The organism is Thermovibrio guaymasensis, assembly GCF_003633715.1.
GTDB classification, from domain to species: domain Bacteria; phylum Aquificota; class Aquificia; order Desulfurobacteriales; family Desulfurobacteriaceae; genus Thermovibrio; species Thermovibrio guaymasensis.
The window spans coordinates 43427-61725 of the sequence record NZ_RBIE01000003.1; the positions used below are offsets into that span (position 1 = coordinate 43427).

Genomic DNA, 18299 nt, shown 5'->3' on the forward strand with positions numbered 1-18299 from the left:
ACAATGGAGGGGCTTCCCCCTCCATTAAAATAGTTATGAAGTAAAGAAGTCAAAGAAATTTGCAAGGTCAGTAACGTCTGCAATAAGAGAAACATTATTAATATAATCAGTGTCGTTATACCCGGGATAATAGATAGAAACCGAATTATCGTCAAGTATGTTTGAATCATGACTAACAACAAGACTATTCACTTTCGTCTTAAGATTATCTGCATCTGTATAGAGATTAGAACCGTTATTTACTACGTTTTCTATTTTATCAGCTAAGTCTTTAAGATCGATGTATGAATCAAAAGATCCAAACTTCTCAACTTGAGACATGGTTGACTTTACTTGTGCAGCTGTGCTTCCAGTAAGATTCCTTAATTCATCGTTTAACTCCTTAAAGGCATTTATAACATTATTAACTTTAGAGGTATCAAAAGCAGAAAGTGTAACGGTTTCTGGGTAAGAGTTATAAGCAGAAACGTAGGAATTGACGGCATATTGAACAAGTTCTTGCGTTGTAACACCATTAGTGTCACTATTTACGGCGTTGAACCATCCTTCGTAGTCCCAGCCGTCTGCCGGTTCAAGTTCTTCAGAAGCAACAATGTAGTTGGCAACATCTTTTACGCCGTAAAGAACATCAAGAGTTCCCATTAAACATGCGTCAAATCCAAGGACATCAACTTTATTATTGGGTAAGTTTGAACTTCTCAAAGCCTGAGCCACCTCACTTATTGACAGGTAGTCACCATCTGTGTCATCAACAGCAGCTCCCCTTATGCCGTCTCCATGATTCCAGATAACAAGGGCATAGTGCTGCGCAGGAGCAGTTTGAATACTCCAGTTGATAAAGTCTTTGAGAGTATTTGGGTCTCCCATGTCTTTTTCACCAACATCTTCCATGGGACTACTAATAAACGTTTTATCATTATCGTGGGAAATAATCCCCTGCTTTGTTCCACTCCATCCACCCTGAGAATCATCGTAACCATCTATTCTATCAAGGAGGAACGTAACTTTAACGTTTGATGGAAGATTAGCAGCCTCCATCTCGTTCAGATCTTTAAGAGCATACGGTTCGAGATTGTTGTCTGCAGCCATGTAAACCATAATGGTCCAATCACCCTGATTCGAACTACTTGCTATGTCAACATTCTGTTGAATTTCGGAAATTACCATTTTATAAGTTCCTATCTGGTCACTATCTGCAGCAGACACCTTAATGTAATAATCTCCTGTTTGGTTAGGTGTAAACTCAACAAAACTATCAAGAGAAATTCCATTGTTATCATTACCATCTACAATTTTATTCCCACTTCTATCTTCAATTTCAATAATTTTTGGGTCTGGAAGTGTTCCTTCATTTGAATCTGCACCAAGCATTGCTACACCATACGTTCTACCTCCTACAAGGTGGACTTTAAACATATCTTCATCACCACCATAATCTATCGTTCCGTCAACAGGAGTTCCTAAACTATCTATGTTTATTGCTGTATTTATTGTGTTATTTATATCGTTTCCTTCGCTATCTGAAGTTGATTGGGAACTGCTGCTCTGCTGGTTAATCCTAAGCAAGTATGTTCCCGTGTCAACAGGCAAAGCACTTTCTACTGCTATGTAGTAGTTTCCTGTTGCTTGAGGAGTAAAGGTTAAGGAAGAATCGGTTGTGAACGCATCTTTATTGTCATTTGAGGTGTTTGGAATGAGATTGCCGTAGGAATCGTAAATACCAGCTATCTTGGTATCTTCAAGAGTTATACCGGAAAGGTCAATGGTATAAGTTTGATTTGCTCTAAGAGAGACTTTTATCCAGTCAACATCAAACGGATAATCAATTCCACCCTGATAGCTTCCTCCAACATTGATAATTGCAGTAGTCGTTGTTGAATCTGCTTCACTGTCACTGCTTGTGTCAACTTGTTCTACTTTAACGGCATAATCTCCGGGAGAATAACCGCCAACGTCTATGTAGTAATCACCATCGGAATTGGCTTTATAGTAAAATTCTGCGTTTGTTCCTTCTCCACTATCATCATCAAAAGCGAGGAAGCTACCACTACTGTCAAGTAATTGTGCGTAAACATCTGTATCTTTACTCTCAATAGTAAACTTGTAAACATTACCAACTGTAAGATTAACTTTAATCCAGTCTTCATCTGTTGCGGTTTCAAGAGAACCTGTGTAACCGTTGGAATCATCAACAGCTACAGTAGCAGTAGTGGAATTATCACTTGGCACATCCTGAGTAGAAGTGGTGCGAATCGTTAAATCGTAATCACCTGTTTGCCATCCGGCAACTCTTATATAGTAATCTCCCTGTTCTGATGGAGTAAATGTAATCTTTTCAACTTCTCCGTTTCCGAGATTATCCCAATTCCATTCAACGTTTTCCCATACGTAATTACCGTTATTATCAAGAATATCAAAGTAAGGATAAAAATCGGAATCGGACGTTGTAAGTTTTATCTCAAACTCCTTACCTACGCTATTTGCATCAACGGTAAATTTAAAGATATCCTTATCAAATTCGGCGCCGAGATTGCCGTTTTGAGTCGTTCCATTACTATTAATTGATGAAGCCACAAACGTATCGTCACTACCAAAGATATCATCTATTTTATCAGGATGATCATCCTGTTGCAGAGTTTGTTTTTCCACATGAACAATATAATTACCAGTGTCTCCGTCAACTTTTATGTAGTAATCGGTACTTTCAGAAGGTGAAAGAACAAAAGAATCAACAACGTATTGATTTTGATTATGATTTTGAAAATCTTCCCAAACGTAAGTTACTTCGTCCCACTTATCCGTTTCCCACAAAGGTATTCCATCTTCATCGAGGACATCAGCGTATGCCCATCTCCACTCTTGAGTAGAATCCCCAGGTCTAATAATTTGAATCTTGTAATAATTACCGGACTCCACAGGAAGTTTAAATACATCTACATCCTGCAAACTTTCAAGAGATGCACTAATATCAGCTTGACCATTTGAAAGATTAATAACATCGTTATCAGTAACTTCATTAACACTATCTGCATGATCATCTTGGTTAAGATAGAACCTCCTAGCATGAACAGTACAACTTCCTATGCCTGTTCCTTCAACAGAAATATAATAATCCCCCTCACTTGAAGGAGTAAAAGCGACTTTTTCTTGATTACCTTCCCACAAATATTGAACATCATACACATCGTTTCCTTGAAAATCTACAACTTTTAACCACGGATAGAAAGAATTACTGTTAGTTTCAATCCAGAATTCATAAGTTTCTCCAGCGTTAGCATGAAACTTCAGATAATCTGGATCAAAGTTTGAATTTTTGCTCACATTTATCGAATCTTCATTACTATTCTGGAAATCGAAAATATCATCAGTACTAAAAGTACCACTTACTGAATTAGGATGGTCATCGTTCTGGACATTAACTTCTTTGACTTTGACTGTATAGTTTGTTCCTTCCTGCCAATCACCAACAGCTATGAAATAATTGCCGTCCGATCGAGGAACAAGATACAATTTATTACCGCTACTCCAATCTACATCAATCTCATCCCATGCACTACTACCGTCAGATTTGTAAACATCTATCCAGGGATAACCATTTGAAGAACTAAGGTCAATTTCATAAACTTTACCTGCCTCAACCGGTAATTTAAAATAGTCAACATCTGTAGCGGTATTTATGGTGCCGCTTATGCTTGAGTAACCGTTAGAATCAGTATTGTTTAAGTCAAAAATATCATCACTACCGAAAGAATCTGATATGCTATCAGGATGGTTATCCGGGTTTTGTTGCAAATCTATCTTTTTAACTTTTACGGTGTAGTCTCCTGTGTTGAATCCGTCGCCAGAAATCATAAGATAGAACGGTCCATCTGTGCTTGGAATGAAGGATAGTTTTTCAATGGTCAATCCATCGCTCGGATTAGTATCATTAACGTAAAGCCACTGAACATCACTTACAGGCATACCGCTTTGATCCAATACATCAAGGAAAGGAAAAAGCATTTGATTAGAATCAATCGAAAGCTCTATCTGATACGTCTTTCCTTGTTCAACATTCAATTTCAGATAATCAACATCATTCAACGTTTCTATAGAACCAGTTACCGTAACGTCAGTTTGAGCTGCTTGAGAACCAAGATTAACAACGTCATCACTATCAGCAAAGTTCGCATTTATAGAATTAGGATGGTCATCGGTAATTTCCCTAACCTCAACAGTATAGTCACCCGTGTTCCAATCTTGAACGACAATGTAGTAATCACCATTGCTTTGTGGAGTAAAAGTAAGCTTCTCCCTTATCCCTGTTGGATTTGAGAATTCGGACGGGTCAACGGGCTGGTAGGAAACGCCTTCCACAACGTACGTCTCGGTTCCGTTCTGGTCAATCTGGACTATGTCGATGTGAGGAAAGAGGTCGCTATTATTGTCGTTATCTTTAACAACTATCTCGTAAGAATCCCCTTGCAAGGCTGAAAGCTTGAAGTAGTCCTTATCCCCCGAAAGTTCAATTGTATTATTAGAACTAAAAGAATTATTGCTACTGAGGTCAACAGTAACTGCATGAGTATAATCAGGAATATCGTCGTTAATGGTAACTTCTTCTATTTTAAGGTCATAGTTATACTTTACATTATCACTTCCATTGTTATCGTTTGGAATTCCCCCTTCTACGAGAACATAATAGTCTCCTGCCTGATTTGCCTGAAAGATGATACCGGCTCTGTTCTGTTCCTGAATTTGAGAAACACCGTCCCAAAGAATTCTGCCGTTACTATCAGCAACCATAACTCCAATCCATGTTCCTTGAGGGACATCATTTAGTAGAGGGATAGTTACTTTGTAATACTTTCCTTGAGTGGCTGTAAACTTGTAGATATCCCTATCTTCTTCAATCTCAAGAGAACCGTTTGTTGAGCCTTGACTGTTGCTTAATTGAATTGTTTGAATATTGCTTATAATGTAATCTGGTGCATCATCATTTGAACTTGATGTTGAAGAAAAGTCTTGTTCTTCAATAGTAAGAGTATAGTTGCCCTCGTTTTCCATTCCCATAACGTCAATGTAAAAATCCCCCGAAGGCACAATGATAAATGGAGGTTGCTGAAAGCTTAGGGTGCTTTCTTCAGGAGATTCAGAAGAGCTGCCGCTTTGACTATTTTCTTCAGGGGGAAGCCACTTAATGTTAATGCTATCAAATAGGAAATTTCCTTGGCTGTCAACTGGAATAGCATAAGCATTTCCTGAAATGGAAACTTTGTAAGCTTTTCCGTTTTCAACTTTTACTTTGAAATAGTCTGAGTCCATATTGCAGTTAATTTGCCCCTGTTTTGAAACGGAATTTTGATTATTCTGCCCAGAAAAATCAATAATTGCATTAGGAGTATCATCGTTTATATCATTAATTGAATCAGGGAAATCATCGGATTGTGAACACCCTTGTCCTGTGGGTAGTTCGCCAGTTTCACCACCAGGAGGGAGTGTTCCTCCGCCTTCACCAGATTCTCCGCCAGTTTCACCACCAGGAGGGAGTGTTCCTCCGCCTTCACCAGATTCTCCGCCAGTTTCACCACCAGGAGGGAGTGTTCCTCCGCCTTCACCAGATTCTCCGCCAGTTTCACCACCAGGAGGGAGTGTTCCTCCGCCTTCACCAGATTCTCCGCCAGTTTCACCACCAGGAGGGAGTGTTCCTCCGCCTTCACCAGATTCTCCGCCAGTTTCACCACCAGGAGGGAGTGAAATCACTTGTGGATTGCTCACATTCTCTACATCATACAGAGTAGGTTCAAAAGTACCGGCATTTGAAATCACTAAATATGCTTCATTACCATACTTAAAAGGCAGAATATCTCCATAGTTGCCACCACTAACAACATCCTGTACACTTTGACTATCAAAATCTACAAGCTTTATAGAATCTTGATTCTGACTGTCTACTCTCACATAAACTCTGGTTCCGTCTGTTTCCACTTCATTCGGAATACCACCATTGATAGGTATCTCCGTCGTATGCAGTTGTTGCTTCTCATCAAAAGTTACCTTAATTACTTTATTACTCTCAGAATCAACAACATAAGCCTCACCGTTCGGACCAACGGCAACATCATTAACACTCATAGAACTTATTTCAGTAGAGAAAGAAAAACTTCCGTTATTTAAAACGTAAATTTTCAAACCACCATCATCGTTATGGCTACTGTTAACATAAGCTACATAAACTGCATTTCCGTTAACTTCCAAATCTTTGGGAAAATTATCATTATTAACCTCCACCGCATTAACAGAGGCAATTTCGGTAACACTCCCACCATTTTTACTATAGGCTTTTAGAGTTCCATCACTCAGCAGTAGATATAGAATACCAGTTTCACTAACAGCTATGTCCGCTATACCTGCTTGTTGATAGGAAGATAAATCAAGAAGAGTTTGAGAATTCCAATTACCACTTTGGTTATCGTAGTTATAGTTATAAACTTTAGAACCATCCGCAACGAGAAATTCAGAACCAGAAGAATTACCACAAATAGAAAGTACTGGAGAACTATTATTTAGCGGAATCGTATGCAGAAGTTGACAATTATTTGGATTGGAAAAATCATATACTCTAACACTGTAAACTCCGTTGTTGTTCACAACGGAGTATAAATAAGTTCCACTTCTGTAAGATAATTCCATAACTTCCCCCTAATAAGGTTAGCTATTGAAGTTTTTCCACTCTTACTTTGTAATATCCAAGAGCATCGGATTTGTTCAGTTTACCTTCAATCTTGAGAGTATAGGTAGTTCCTCCTCTAAGGTTAACGGTTAAAGTTTTTTCACCTGAGCTTGAACTACCTTGCTGTTCATCAATAATCGTGGTTCCTGCTGCGGAACGAAGAGTCACAGTAAAGAACCAAAGTGGATTCTTATAGTTATCGTTATCTGTTGTTATCCTTATACGGTAATTACCTCCTTCATTCTGAGGAATAGTAAAGTTCCAAATGTGAGTTTCACCTTCAACAAGAATTTCTCCAGTATTGTCCTGATTAAGATTTAGCTGCCCACCACGTGCATGATTGATTTCATTCTGATCAGTACTTATGGCTGCAACCCAAATATCTGAAGCAACATAAGTTCCATTTCTTTTAGCTTTTACAGGTACCGTACAAACAACGCCAGAATTCGATGGATTGTTTATTCTTATCTTTGCAATAGAAGTATCCGTTGTTTCAGTCGAAATAATCGTTATGTCATTTGATACATCAATACCGCTTTCACAAGAAATATTGATTTCATCTATTACAGATTTAATACTACTATCGTTACCCGAGAACTCAGCAACAACATAGTAGGATTTACCTTTAGGTATCGTTATACGGAAATTTGCAGAGTTATTTCCGTCAAAGTGAAGACGAGTCTCATACCATCCATTAGAAGGTTGAGGAACGGTTTGAGTGCTACTACCTGTTGTTCCGCCAGTGCCACCTGTTGTTCCGCCAGTGCCGCCTGTTGTTCCGCCAGTGCCACCTGTTGTTCCGCCAGTGCCGCCTGTTGTTCCGCCAGTGCCACCTGTTGTTCCGCCAATACCGCCTGTTGTTCCGCCAGTGCCACCTGTTGTTCCGCCAATACCGCCTGTTGTTCCGCCAGTGCCACCTGTTGTTCCACCAGTGTCGCCTGTTGTTCCACCAATGCCGCCCGCTGTTCCGCCAGTGCCGCCTGTTGTTCCACCAATACCGCCCGTTGTTCCTTGTTGTGGTTTTTCACTTGTAATACTGTTTATAATTTGTTGAATCTCTGTAACGTCCCCACTCTCAAGAGCTGAAACAACTTGTGCAACGTTTACTTGCAATCCTTCAGGAAAAGCATCCAATATCTCTTTAACAAGATTTTCTTTATCCAGATTGCCATAAGAAGCTATATGTTGAACCAGATGTTCAAAAGAAATCTCCGTTACTTTTTTAAGAACTTCCTTATCGGAAACCTTAGAGGTAATTTTTCCGTTTTCTTCCCTTATCTCTACAGAAGAAATAACTTCTGCAAACATTCCCTCTGTTATTAAATCTTTTAAGGTTTCACCTACAGTCTTAGCCATAACATCCACTTCTTTTGGATCATTGATCACTGAAGGAACAATAACATCTTGAGCATCCATTACTGAACTTTCTTTTTCCTTAATTTTTATTATTTTTTCCGCAAAACCCTCCATTGCTTCTTCAGGAACATATGCATAGTCCTCTTTAATTTCTATTGGAACTCCGATCGTATTCGCCAAGACTTTTGTAGAAATAGGATTTATCACTACTCCTTTTTGAGGAATTGTAACTGCCAATAGAGAACCGGGAAACCTCTTTTGGTCTTCTGTTGTAGAAGAAATACCGTCGCTATCAAGCTTCCCACCTTTGACAACTATGAGAACAGGAGTATTCTTATCAATACCAATAGCTCTACATGAAAATTTTCCATAATCCCCAGAAAAACAAGGAAACTCAAGTTTAATTTCCGAACCATTCGTTTTAAACAGATGAATTTCACTATTTACAATAAAATCATCAACAACCGCTCCAGTCACATCTACACTTCTTACCTCTGACGATGGGGTAACTGTTTCTCCACCTCCACCCCCTCCACATCCAAAAAAAGATAGGATAAGGAAATAGTTTAAAAGTGAAATTTTTAACTTTCTCATTTTACCCCCCTATACAATACTCCTTACTGATGTAATATAATACAATTTCCAAATTCACGCTAATATTACCGGTACGGCTGGAAAATTTCCTTTCGAAGCCTTAAAGAACAAGCGTGAAGAAGCCTCATCAACTTTAATGTTGTCTATTTTTCTGTCGTTTTAGTTGAGAGTTTATTTGTTGCAGCTATTCAGATTGAATTGACTCATCCCTTATTAATATTAATCAACTGTGAAAATTCCACACCTTTTCATAACTCGAAATAAGACATTCCTTATTAATCCTCCATACCTAATAAAGTTTAGCAAATCTGAAGAAAGTACCTTCTTTACAAAAGCTATTTTCTGATTACTTGACATTCTTTTAAAAGATATGGATTTTCGTAAATTTTGGAGCTCAACATGGAATCAACAAGTGAGGAAAATAAGCATATTCTAGCGAACAAATATGAAAAAGATAAGGGAAATATTCAATTTCATTTCGAAGCAAAAAAACAAAAAAGATAATCCAAGCTCAATTTGCCATCCATGAAGATTATTCCAATTCCAAGGTTTAGACTTTTAGATTTCTATTTTTAAATCTTGGAGAGTAGAAAATACAATCTTAAACACAATCACAATAAGGAAAATACGGATCTTTATATATAATTTAATAGATTGAATATTAAAGTTCAGAGGTTTCAAGATGCTTGCAAAAAGGGTAATTCCATGTCTTGATGTTAAAGAAGGAAGAGTAGTTAAAGGAGTAAATTTCGTTAACTTAATAGATGCCGGCGACCCCGTTGAAAATGCAAAAGTTTACGACCAACAGGGAGCAGATGAACTCGTCTTTCTTGATATCACCGCCAGTTACGAAAAGAGAGGAATAATGATTGACGTTGTTAGGAGAACTGCTGAGGAAGTCTTTATGCCCCTTACAGTTGGAGGAGGAGTTAGAACCGTTGAGGATATAAGGAACCTCTTAAACGCCGGAGCAGATAAAGTCTCAATAAATACTGCTGCGGTAAAAAATCCCCAACTTATCACCGAAGGGGCAAAGCTCTTCGGATCTCAGTGTATAGTAGTTGCAATTGACGTAAAAAGAGTAGCCCCAAGAAAGTGGGAAGTCTTCATTCACGGAGGAAGAACTCCAACGGGAATTGATGCCGTTGAGTGGGCAAAGGAGGTTGTTGATAGGGGAGCAGGAGAAATACTGCTAACTTCAATGGATAGGGATGGAACCAAAGCCGGTTATGACGTTGAGCTTACAAGGGCAATCTCTAAAGCCGTTTCTGTGCCCGTAATAGCCTCAGGCGGTGCAGGTAAAATGGAGCATTTTTACGAGGGCCTTACAGAGGGAAAAGCTGATGCAGTTCTTGCAGCTTCAGTTTTTCACTTTAGAGAAATTTCAATTCCTGAGCTAAAGAAATACCTTAAGGAAAGGGGAGTTTGGGTTAGAATATAGATAGGGGGAAGTATGATAGTAGATGAATTTCCAAACCTCGTTGAGAGCATATGCAAAACCTACCTTGATTCTTTATCCTCCTACACCAAAGAAAAGTTTGGAATTAAGAATGAAAATCTCTTTTGTAAAAAAGTGGAGGAGGAGTATAAAGAACTTTTTAAGGACTTTAAGACAAATAAAAAGATTTTTAAAAGGAAAGTTCTAAAACTAACGTCACTTTTCTACAAGAAGGGTTTAAGTCTTGCCTTTATAATTGACATACTTAACAAATTAGTTAAAAACTTTCTAATCAAAATAAGCGCAGAAGGTCTTCCGGCTGAACTATCTGAAGAAGTTCTTTCCTTCGTTGAGGAACTCACAAATCTTTTAGCTTATAGTTTCATTCGTCTTTCGATTAAAGAGAAGAGGAAACTAATTCCAGTTAAAACTTTTGGCTTTACAAGAACTGTAGATGAAAATCTGATATCTTGGCTGTACACTGTTGAAGGTTTAATAGAGGGTGAAGATAGGAGTATCCCTTTTAGAGATGACTGTAAGCTCCAGAGTATTTTCAACTCTATTGACTTTAAAATTGGATGTAGTAAGTTAAAAACCTGTAAAGAATTATTTAGAATTCATAACCTTATACACGTTTACTTTTTACTTTTCTCAGATTATGTAAAAAGCAAGAACTTTATTCCCGCATATTTGATATTAAAGGAAATATATTTACTCTTTGAAAAACTGCACGATGGAATTGCAAGCGTTGAATCGGTTTTGAGCAGACTAACTTCAGAAGACGTCCTTTCTTATTTGATAAAAGAAAATATAAAAGATAGCGAAGGATTTACGGTCTTAATTCTCAATCCTCTTGAACTTTCTTACATAAATAAGGTCTATGGTTTTAAAACAGGAAACATGATTTTAGATGAAATAACTAGCGAATTAAAGGCCTTTTTTGGTGAACATAACGTTTTAAGGTGCGTAGACGGTCTGATTTGTGGAATAAGACTTAATACTGATAATTCTGATATAGACAAACAAAAGAAATTATTTTTCCATCTCAAGGAAAAAATTTACAGTAAGTTTTCCTCCTTAGTTCCCATTCCAGATATCTCTGGATTCCTCTTAATTTTTCCTCCTAACGTCAAAATAGATAAACAAAAGGCTATCAATTTGATTAAGTATGCGAGAAGGTTAAGTAAGGAAAACCCAAAAGAACTTTTAGTTCTAAACGTTAAGGAGCTTATAGAATCTAAGAGCGTTCAACTCTTTATAAGTACGGTTGATTACCTAAAGGAGAAATTGGAAGAAGGGAAAGTTGCCCTTGCTGTACAGGGTATTCATTCAATGGAGACCGGAGAGGCTATCCATAAGGAAGTTCTCTTCAGACTTATTCACGAGGATGGAAGGATAATCCCTGCAGGGGAAGTTATAGATCTAATCTATAACTTCAGGTTAATTCACCTCCTTGATCTAGCAGTTTTAAGAAAACTTAAGCAAAACTATAGAGTATTCAAAGGAGAAAAAATATTTATAAATATTTCCCCCCAGACATTGAAATTTAACTCCACTAGATCAGAAATCATGGAAACTCTCAAATTTTTAACGAATAAAATGAATTTAGGAGTTGAAATAACAGAACAAGCAGTTGTTAAGGATTATAGTCTTTTGAAGGAGGTATTTCAGGATTTTTCATTAAATATTGCATTGGATGATTTTGGAACTGGATATTCCTCTTTTTCAAATTTAATCGACTTCATTGAAAGCTTTCCAGTTAAGTTTCTAAAAATTGATGGTAGCTACGTTAAAAAGCTTGAAACCGGTTCTCAAAAGGCTGAAATGGTTATTTCTGCAATAACGAGTATGTCACACTCCTTAGGAATCAAAGTTATAGCTGAGTTTGTAAGCTCTGAAAAGATAAGACAGAAACTAAAAGAAATTGGAGTTGATTACGCCCAAGGCTACCTCTTTTCAAAACCGGAACTGGTGGTTGTTTAAAGCCGCCCAAAGGCGGCCTATTAGCTACATTCCGCAGCCAGAACAGCCTGAACAGCCGTGGCCGTGCTGTTTAGGTCCTTCAATGGCTTCCTGCAATAGAGCGTTTACCGTTTCAAGCATCTGGCTGAACCTCTGGTTAGCCTCTAAGTACTCCTTACCAACCGGGTTTTCTGCAAACTTATTGAAGGCCTCTTCAAGCTGCTGCATCGCTTCAGGTGAACCTGACATCTGGGCCATCTGCTGAAGCCTTTGGACTTCACTTAGGAGCTCCCTCGCCTCAGGATCCATCTGAAGTTTTGCCTCTGCAGCCCTAAGGTTTGCAAGCTCTTCACACTCAGCAATTGCCTGAGCAAGCTCTGATGCCTTCTTAATTACTTCTGCTGACATACTTCCTCCAAATACGATCTTAGTTAAATGAAATCTAAAATACAGTATCTACAATTACAAGTCCTAGGTGATGAACTCCTTTATTAGCTTAAGCTTTTGAGTAGGCTCATCAGAGAAAGTGTAAGCTGATAGGAATTTCTCTATAAATTCCTTTTTACTTCCGCTATTACAGTAAATCTCTCCGATTAACTCACCTTCCTCTACCCTATCTCCAACCTTCTTTGAGAAGGAAAGACCTACCGAGTAGTCTATCTCCTCTCCTGCCCTCTTCCTTCCTCCCCCAAGCTCTACGATTAACCATCCCAGTTCTTCCCCGTTAATTCCTGCTACGTAACCGCTATAGGGAGCTCTAACTTCCAACTTCTTAGCCTTTACTTCAGGGTAGGGATTTCCTCCCAAGTACTCAACCCACTCTTTAAATCTTTTAAGGGCCTTCCCTTCTCTGATTACCCTTTCTGCCTCCCTCTTTCCCTTTTCAAAACTTCCCCTCCCCGTTAAAAAGTAGAGGGCTCCAGTTAAGGATGAAACTACCTCAAGGAGGTCCTGTGAAATTTTCCCTGAGAGGGCCTCATAGCTCTCCCTCACTTCAAGGGCATTTCCTGCATAGATTCCTAAAGGTTGGTTCATATCGGTTATCAAAGCTGCAGCCTTTTTACCGTAGAGCTTACTAACTTCAACTAGGCCCTGAGCCAGTTCTTTAGCACTCTCCATATCCTTCATAAAGGCGCCACTTCCAACTTTTACGTCAAAAACTATCGCTTCAGTATTCACTGCTAACTTCTTACTGAGAATTGAAGAGACTATTAGGGGAATACTTTCAACCGTTGCTGTTGCATCCCTCAGGGCGTAAATCTTCCTGTCTGCCGGTGCAATCTCCTTTGTCTGGGCTGAAATTGAAAAGCCAAACCTTCTAACCACTTCCTCAATCTCTTCTGCTGAGAGCTCCACCTTCAATCCCGTACTCTCAAGCTTGTCTATAGTTCCTCCAGTAAATCCGAGGGCCCTTCCTGCAAGAAGTGGAGCCTTAAAACCCAGTTCTGCAAGAACGGGGGCTAGAACGATAGAGACCTTATCCCCTATTCCTCCTGTGCTGTGTTTATCAACTATTGGCCCTTCAAGGGAGAGCTCCACCGTTTTACCGCTCTTTAGCATTGCTTCTGTCATATGGAGAGTTTCGTCGTAGCTCATTCCCTTTAAGAAAACCGCCATAAGGAGGGCGGCCATCTGGTAGTCTGGCGTCTGGCCGAGAGTGTAGGATTTAACGGCAAAGGAAATTTCCTCTTTGGAGAGTTCAAAACCGTCCCGTTTCTTCTTAATAATCTCTTTAAAAATCATGGTTCACCTTAAATTAGGTTAAGACGAGAATTGCCTTGACCATTCCGTTAACGAGGGGGACTAATATCCAGTTGAGAATCGGGCTGATAACTAGAATTATCAGAATAATTGGACCGTAGGGCTCTACCTGTTTGTACTTTAAGTACAGGTTGTAAGGAAGAAAAGCCTCAAGGACTTTTGCTCCGTCAAGAGGTGGAATCGGAAGGAGGTTAAAAACTCCAAAGGCAACGTTGATGAAGAGGCTGTACTTGAGGATTAAGAATAGGGGCTGGGCTACGCCAACTGGAAGTAACTCAAAGGGAAAGTATTTTAGTAGGAGTGCTGAAACCAGGGCGCTTAAGAAGTTAGCCATCGGCCCTGCTATTGAAACTGCAACCTCTCCCCAGCGAGGTCCGAGCTTTCTAAAGTTCCTCGGATTTACCATTACAGGTTTAGCCCACCCGAACTTAACCAGCAGTAGGGCAACGAAACCTAAAATGTCAATGTGGGCAAGGGGATTCAGTGTGAGCCTTCCCTGAAGTTTTGGAGTAGGGTCTCCGAGTTTGTAGGCTACGATCCCGTGGGCAAACTCGTGGATAGTTATGGCCCAGAGAACTGCCGGTAGTGCTACTAAAAGGTCAAGTATCCAGTTTTCCAAGCCTTACCTCCTATGGAGAAATTTCTTCCTCCACAACTTCCCCGTAGGGTTCAACTTCTGTAAATATCTGTCCCTGAAACTTATAGAACTTACACCTTGGGTCAAGCCAGCAGTTTGGAGGAAGGCCCGCCTTCATACAGGTTTGAGATAGGAACTCTTCCTCGTTCCAGCCCCACTCTACGGGCACCTGAGGAAGGAGAAGTCCGCTTGCCATCCCACACCTTACTATAAGGCCGTCACGTCCAACCTTTATAGCCTTTGGAAGTTCTTCAGGTGGAACGTTAATTGGCTGAGGGGGAGTTAGAACTGTTACTTCAAAGGTTACGTGGGGGAGTTCCTCAGGCCTCATTGGGTAAAAGCGGGGGTCTCTCGTTGCGGCACTTATTGATGCATCAATAGTGGCTAGAACTAAGGGCATTATAGGCTCCGGATACCCTATACAGCCCCTAAGTTCCCTGCTTGGGTACCTCTTTATGGTTACGAAAACTCCCCTCTCTTCCCACAGTTCTTTAGGAGTGCTTGGTGGAGGTTCTACCTTAACTCCCCTCTTCAAGTACTCTTCAGCGGCCAGCCTTGCAAGTTTTACGAGGAACTCTCCCTTTTCAAGGTCAAGCAACATCTCTCCCTCCTTTTAAACTTTCTACTTTTTAAGAAATTCCAAACTGGAGGGAGTAGCAACCTTTTAAAGTCCTCTAAAGAGTGTCTTAAAGGTCCACATACCGAGGAAGGTTGCAGTTAAGCAGAGGAAGACGTTGAGGAGGACGTTTAAGAGGGCTCTCAAGTAAGCTCCCTCAAGGATTAAGATTGAAGTTTCATAGCTAAAAGTTGAGAAGGTCGTAAGGGCACCGAGGAAACCGGTTATTAACATTCCTTTGTACTGAGGAGCTATTATTTCCTCAAAAAGTAGGACAAAAAAACCTATTAGGAAACTTCCAAGGACGTTAACCGCTAAAGTTCCCACCGGAAACGGGACTTGAAAGTGCTTTTGAACTAGCCCTGAAATTAAAAAGCGGGCAATTGCCCCGAAGAAACCTCCTGTACCAATCCAGATTAAGGTGTTCACGCCTTAACCCCCGTTAACTCAACGAGTCTATCCGTTATGACCTCAAGCGCCTTATCCCTAGTCTGGTCAAAGTCAATGTTCTCAATTACCGGAGTATTCGTCTCCTTCGCCTTTTGGTAGAGGAAGTCTTGAATTCTCCTTATGGCCTTAAAGTTCTTCAGGTACTTTTTGCTCGTTCTCTGGGAGCTCCTCTCCCTTGACTTAAACCTGCTCTTATGCATCTCCTCGTCTAGAGTTGTAAGGAGTATGTGGACAACGTAAGCCTTATTCTTGAACTTATTCGCTATTCCAGGTATTAGGTGAATTCCCTCAACAACAAGGCTAACGTTCTCCTTAATCGCCCTGTTTATTACTGCCTCTATTCCAGTTAGGACCTTCTCGCTCTGGTCAAGGAAGCCGTAGATTACCCTCTCCTCCTTCGGAAGTTCTTTAAGGTAGGGAATCTCATCTCCAGCCCGGTAAGATGAGACGTGGAGGGAAGGGGAGAGCTCCTCTGAAACCATCTTCCTCATAACTTCCCTTATAGAGTCGGTTGAGGCTATCCTGTTAATCTCAAGGATTCCCGCAAGCTCTGCTGAGAGCCTTGACTTCCCGACTCCGGTTGCCCCTCCAATCAAAATTATTATCGGCTTATCAAACCTCTTAGCCTTCCTCCACAGGAGGTACCTCTGGGCAAACTCCTCACCTAACTTCTTCTTTAAGAGCTTTGCGGTAAGCTCCCTAAGTTCAGAGCGCTTGATGCGGAACAGCCCCCTCTTTACGAGGTAGTCGTAAACCTCTTTAGCAATCTCATAAGCTTCCTTAATATCAACGCCTGCAGAACGGATTGACGAGGCTAGTATTCCCCTTGAGAATGGGGAGAAGGACTTGCCACACTCCTCACATACTAAAACTTCCCTCTCCTTAACCAGCCTCTTATAGCGGTTTGCCACTTTCTTCCCGAACTGGGACTTTAAAACCTTATAGACGAGTTCAATAAGCTCCTCTGTAGTTATCGTCCCCTTAAACTTTTGAGCTACAAGGTCTGCAACCCTATAAGCATCCTCAACCGATAGTCCCACCTTAGTTAGTGAACGGACGAGAACGCCCCTAGAAAAGGGAAACTTCTCCCCTGAGCTCTCTACTACGAACCGTTTAGCCATTTTCTATACTTCCTCACCTCTTTTAAATGCTGATTATAGCTCCGGCTGAAGGTGTGTCCTCCACGGCCGTTTGCAACAAAGTAGAGGTAGTTTACATCTGCCGGGTATAGGGCTGCCTCAATTGAAGAGAGTGAAGGGTTGCAGATAGGTCCTGGCGGAAGGCCACTGTACAGGTAAGTGTTGTAGGGGGAATTTACGGTTAAGTCTTTATAAAGGAGCCTTTCCTTTTCAACTCCTTTCAGCTTTAAAGCGTAGATTACTGTCGGGTCACACTGAACTTTCATACCCCTTTTTAACCTGTTGTATATAACTGCTGCAATTAAGGGCCTCTCCTCTTTAAGTGAAGTCTCCTTCTCAACTATTGAAGCAACCGTAACTATCTTGATTAAATCAACGTCTTTAAGGGCTTTTTTAACCCTGTCAGGAGGAGTGTAGTTTTTAAAGAGTGGGTCAACTACACTGTGGAACCTGCTGACGGCCACCTTTAGAACTTCCCTGCAGGAACTCTCTCTGTTAACGAAGTAAGTATCTGGATATATAAATCCCTCAAGAGAGGGAACTTTAAGCCCTTTGAGGAAACTTTTGTCTTTTGATAGTTTTAGGACTTCCCCCTCTTTACAAAAACCCTTTTGAGATAAGAGTTTATCAACTTCAAAGATGTTAGAGCCGGGAACTATCGTAAATGACTTTAAGCACGGCCTACCTTCTGTTAGTTCCTTTAAAACTTCAACCGGTGAGAGTTTCCCTTTTATGTCGTAACAGCCGCTCTTTACCTCTATTCCCTTATACCTTCCAAAGTAGTACAGAAGGGTCGGCTCATCAGTAACCCCTTCCTTTGAGAGCCTATCTACCACTTCTTTTAGCGTCTCTCCCCTCTTTACCTCAAAGTGGAGGGAGACGTATCGTTCTTTAAAGAGCTCTTGCCTTACGTAGAGGAAGGAAAGAGCAACCCCTATTAGGAGGAGGAAAACTATGAACTTCTTCAAGAGAGCTCCCTCATTGTACACATTAGGCGCTGAAAGGCCGTAAAGTTCGTGAGGACGGCGAGGACACTTAAAGTCGGAAGTAGGTACCCCGTGAAAAGGGCAAAGAGGAGGATGAAGAACCTCTCAGGCCTCTCAACTAAGCCGACTTTACAGTCAACCCCCAGTGATTCCGCCCTTGCCCTTGCGTAGCTGGTCGCATAAGAGCCTGCAATAGTTAAAAGGGTTAAAACTAGGAGAAGGGAATCCTGATTAACGTGGGCAAAGTAGCATACTCCTGCAAGGGGGAAGAAGTCTGAGTACCTATCAAGGAAGGAGTCTAGAAAAGCTCCAAAAGAGCTCTTCCTCCCCGAAACCCTCGCCAAAATCCCGTCTAACGTATCACAGAGGCCTGAAAGTGTGAAAAGGAGAGCTCCTGAAAGAACTTCTCCAACTCCAATGAGTATTCCAGATAGTAGGGAGAGAATAAATCCTAAAAAGGTAATGGCGTTAGGAGTAACCCCTATACTTTCTAAATTCTGGGCTAAAGGCCTTAGGAGCTCCTGAGTTTTGGCCTTAATGTTCGTAGAGCTTATCATCTTCCCTTCTTCGCTTTTAAACTTAATTGGAATTATATTAACTGTTCATTGTAATTTACTACTTAAGGAAATAATTTAATTTTAAGGTTCA

The 18299-nt window shown here is 40.4% G+C and carries 12 protein-coding genes; 2 read left to right on the forward strand and 10 right to left on the reverse strand.

From position 1 onward, the window contains the following. Positions 1-33 precede the first annotated feature (33 nt). Together C7457_RS07055 and C7457_RS08855 are read right to left on the reverse strand one after the other, a co-directional pair. Positions 34-6672, reverse strand: a complete 6639-nt coding sequence (locus tag C7457_RS07055; RefSeq protein ID WP_121171471.1) for a clostripain-related cysteine peptidase — start codon at positions 6670-6672, stop codon at positions 34-36. Positions 6673-6694: 22 nt separating this feature from the next. Continuing rightward, positions 6695-8662, reverse strand: coding sequence for a hypothetical protein (locus C7457_RS08855; protein ID WP_211321829.1), 1968 nt, complete (start codon positions 8660-8662; stop codon positions 6695-6697). 682 nt (positions 8663-9344) lie between these two features. Here C7457_RS08855 and hisF point away from each other — a divergent pair. Both hisF and C7457_RS07070 read left to right on the forward strand, forming a co-directional pair. Beyond that, positions 9345-10103 carry an imidazole glycerol phosphate synthase subunit HisF gene (gene hisF, locus C7457_RS07065; protein WP_121171473.1) on the forward strand — a complete coding sequence of 253 codons (759 nt, stop codon included), beginning with the start codon at positions 9345-9347 and terminating at the stop codon, positions 10101-10103. Positions 10104-10115: 12 nt separating this feature from the next. After that, positions 10116-12083, forward strand: coding sequence for an EAL domain-containing protein (locus C7457_RS07070; protein WP_121171475.1), 1968 nt, complete (start codon positions 10116-10118; stop codon positions 12081-12083). Positions 12084-12107: 24 nt separating this feature from the next. Here C7457_RS07070 and C7457_RS07075 read toward each other — a convergent pair whose 3' ends face one another. The 8 genes from C7457_RS07075 to C7457_RS07110 form a co-directional block, all read right to left on the reverse strand. Beyond that, positions 12108-12470 (reverse strand): YlbF/YmcA family competence regulator, encoded by a 363-nt coding sequence (locus C7457_RS07075; protein WP_121171477.1) that lies wholly within the window; start codon positions 12468-12470, stop codon positions 12108-12110. Between the two features lie 63 nt (positions 12471-12533). Further along, positions 12534-13805, reverse strand: a complete 1272-nt coding sequence (locus C7457_RS07080) for a thymidine phosphorylase (RefSeq protein ID WP_121171479.1) — start codon at positions 13803-13805, stop codon at positions 12534-12536. A gap of 13 nt (positions 13806-13818) precedes the next feature. Beyond that, positions 13819-14442, reverse strand: coding sequence for a site-2 protease family protein (locus C7457_RS07085; protein ID WP_121171481.1), 624 nt, complete (start codon positions 14440-14442; stop codon positions 13819-13821). 10 nt (positions 14443-14452) lie between these two features. Then, positions 14453-15061 carry a TIGR00296 family protein gene (locus C7457_RS07090; RefSeq protein WP_121171484.1) on the reverse strand — a complete coding sequence of 203 codons (609 nt, stop codon included), beginning with the start codon at positions 15059-15061 and terminating at the stop codon, positions 14453-14455. Positions 15062-15124: 63 nt separating this feature from the next. Further along, positions 15125-15505 carry a fluoride efflux transporter CrcB gene (gene crcB / locus C7457_RS07095; protein ID WP_121171486.1) on the reverse strand — a complete coding sequence of 127 codons (381 nt, stop codon included), beginning with the start codon at positions 15503-15505 and terminating at the stop codon, positions 15125-15127. After that, positions 15502-16647, reverse strand: coding sequence for an ATP cone domain-containing protein (locus tag C7457_RS07100; RefSeq protein ID WP_121171488.1), 1146 nt, complete (start codon positions 16645-16647; stop codon positions 15502-15504). Before C7457_RS07100 ends, crcB begins: the two co-directional genes overlap by 4 nt. Then, positions 16629-17633, reverse strand: coding sequence for an endolytic transglycosylase MltG (gene mltG / locus C7457_RS07105; RefSeq protein ID WP_170137382.1), 1005 nt, complete (start codon positions 17631-17633; stop codon positions 16629-16631). Before mltG ends, C7457_RS07100 begins: the two co-directional genes overlap by 19 nt. Further along, entirely contained in the window at positions 17630-18208 is a 579-nt protein-coding gene (locus C7457_RS07110; protein WP_121171492.1) for a CDP-alcohol phosphatidyltransferase family protein, read from the reverse strand. The genes mltG and C7457_RS07110 overlap by 4 nt, the downstream gene beginning before the upstream one ends. Positions 18209-18299 lie beyond the last annotated feature (91 nt).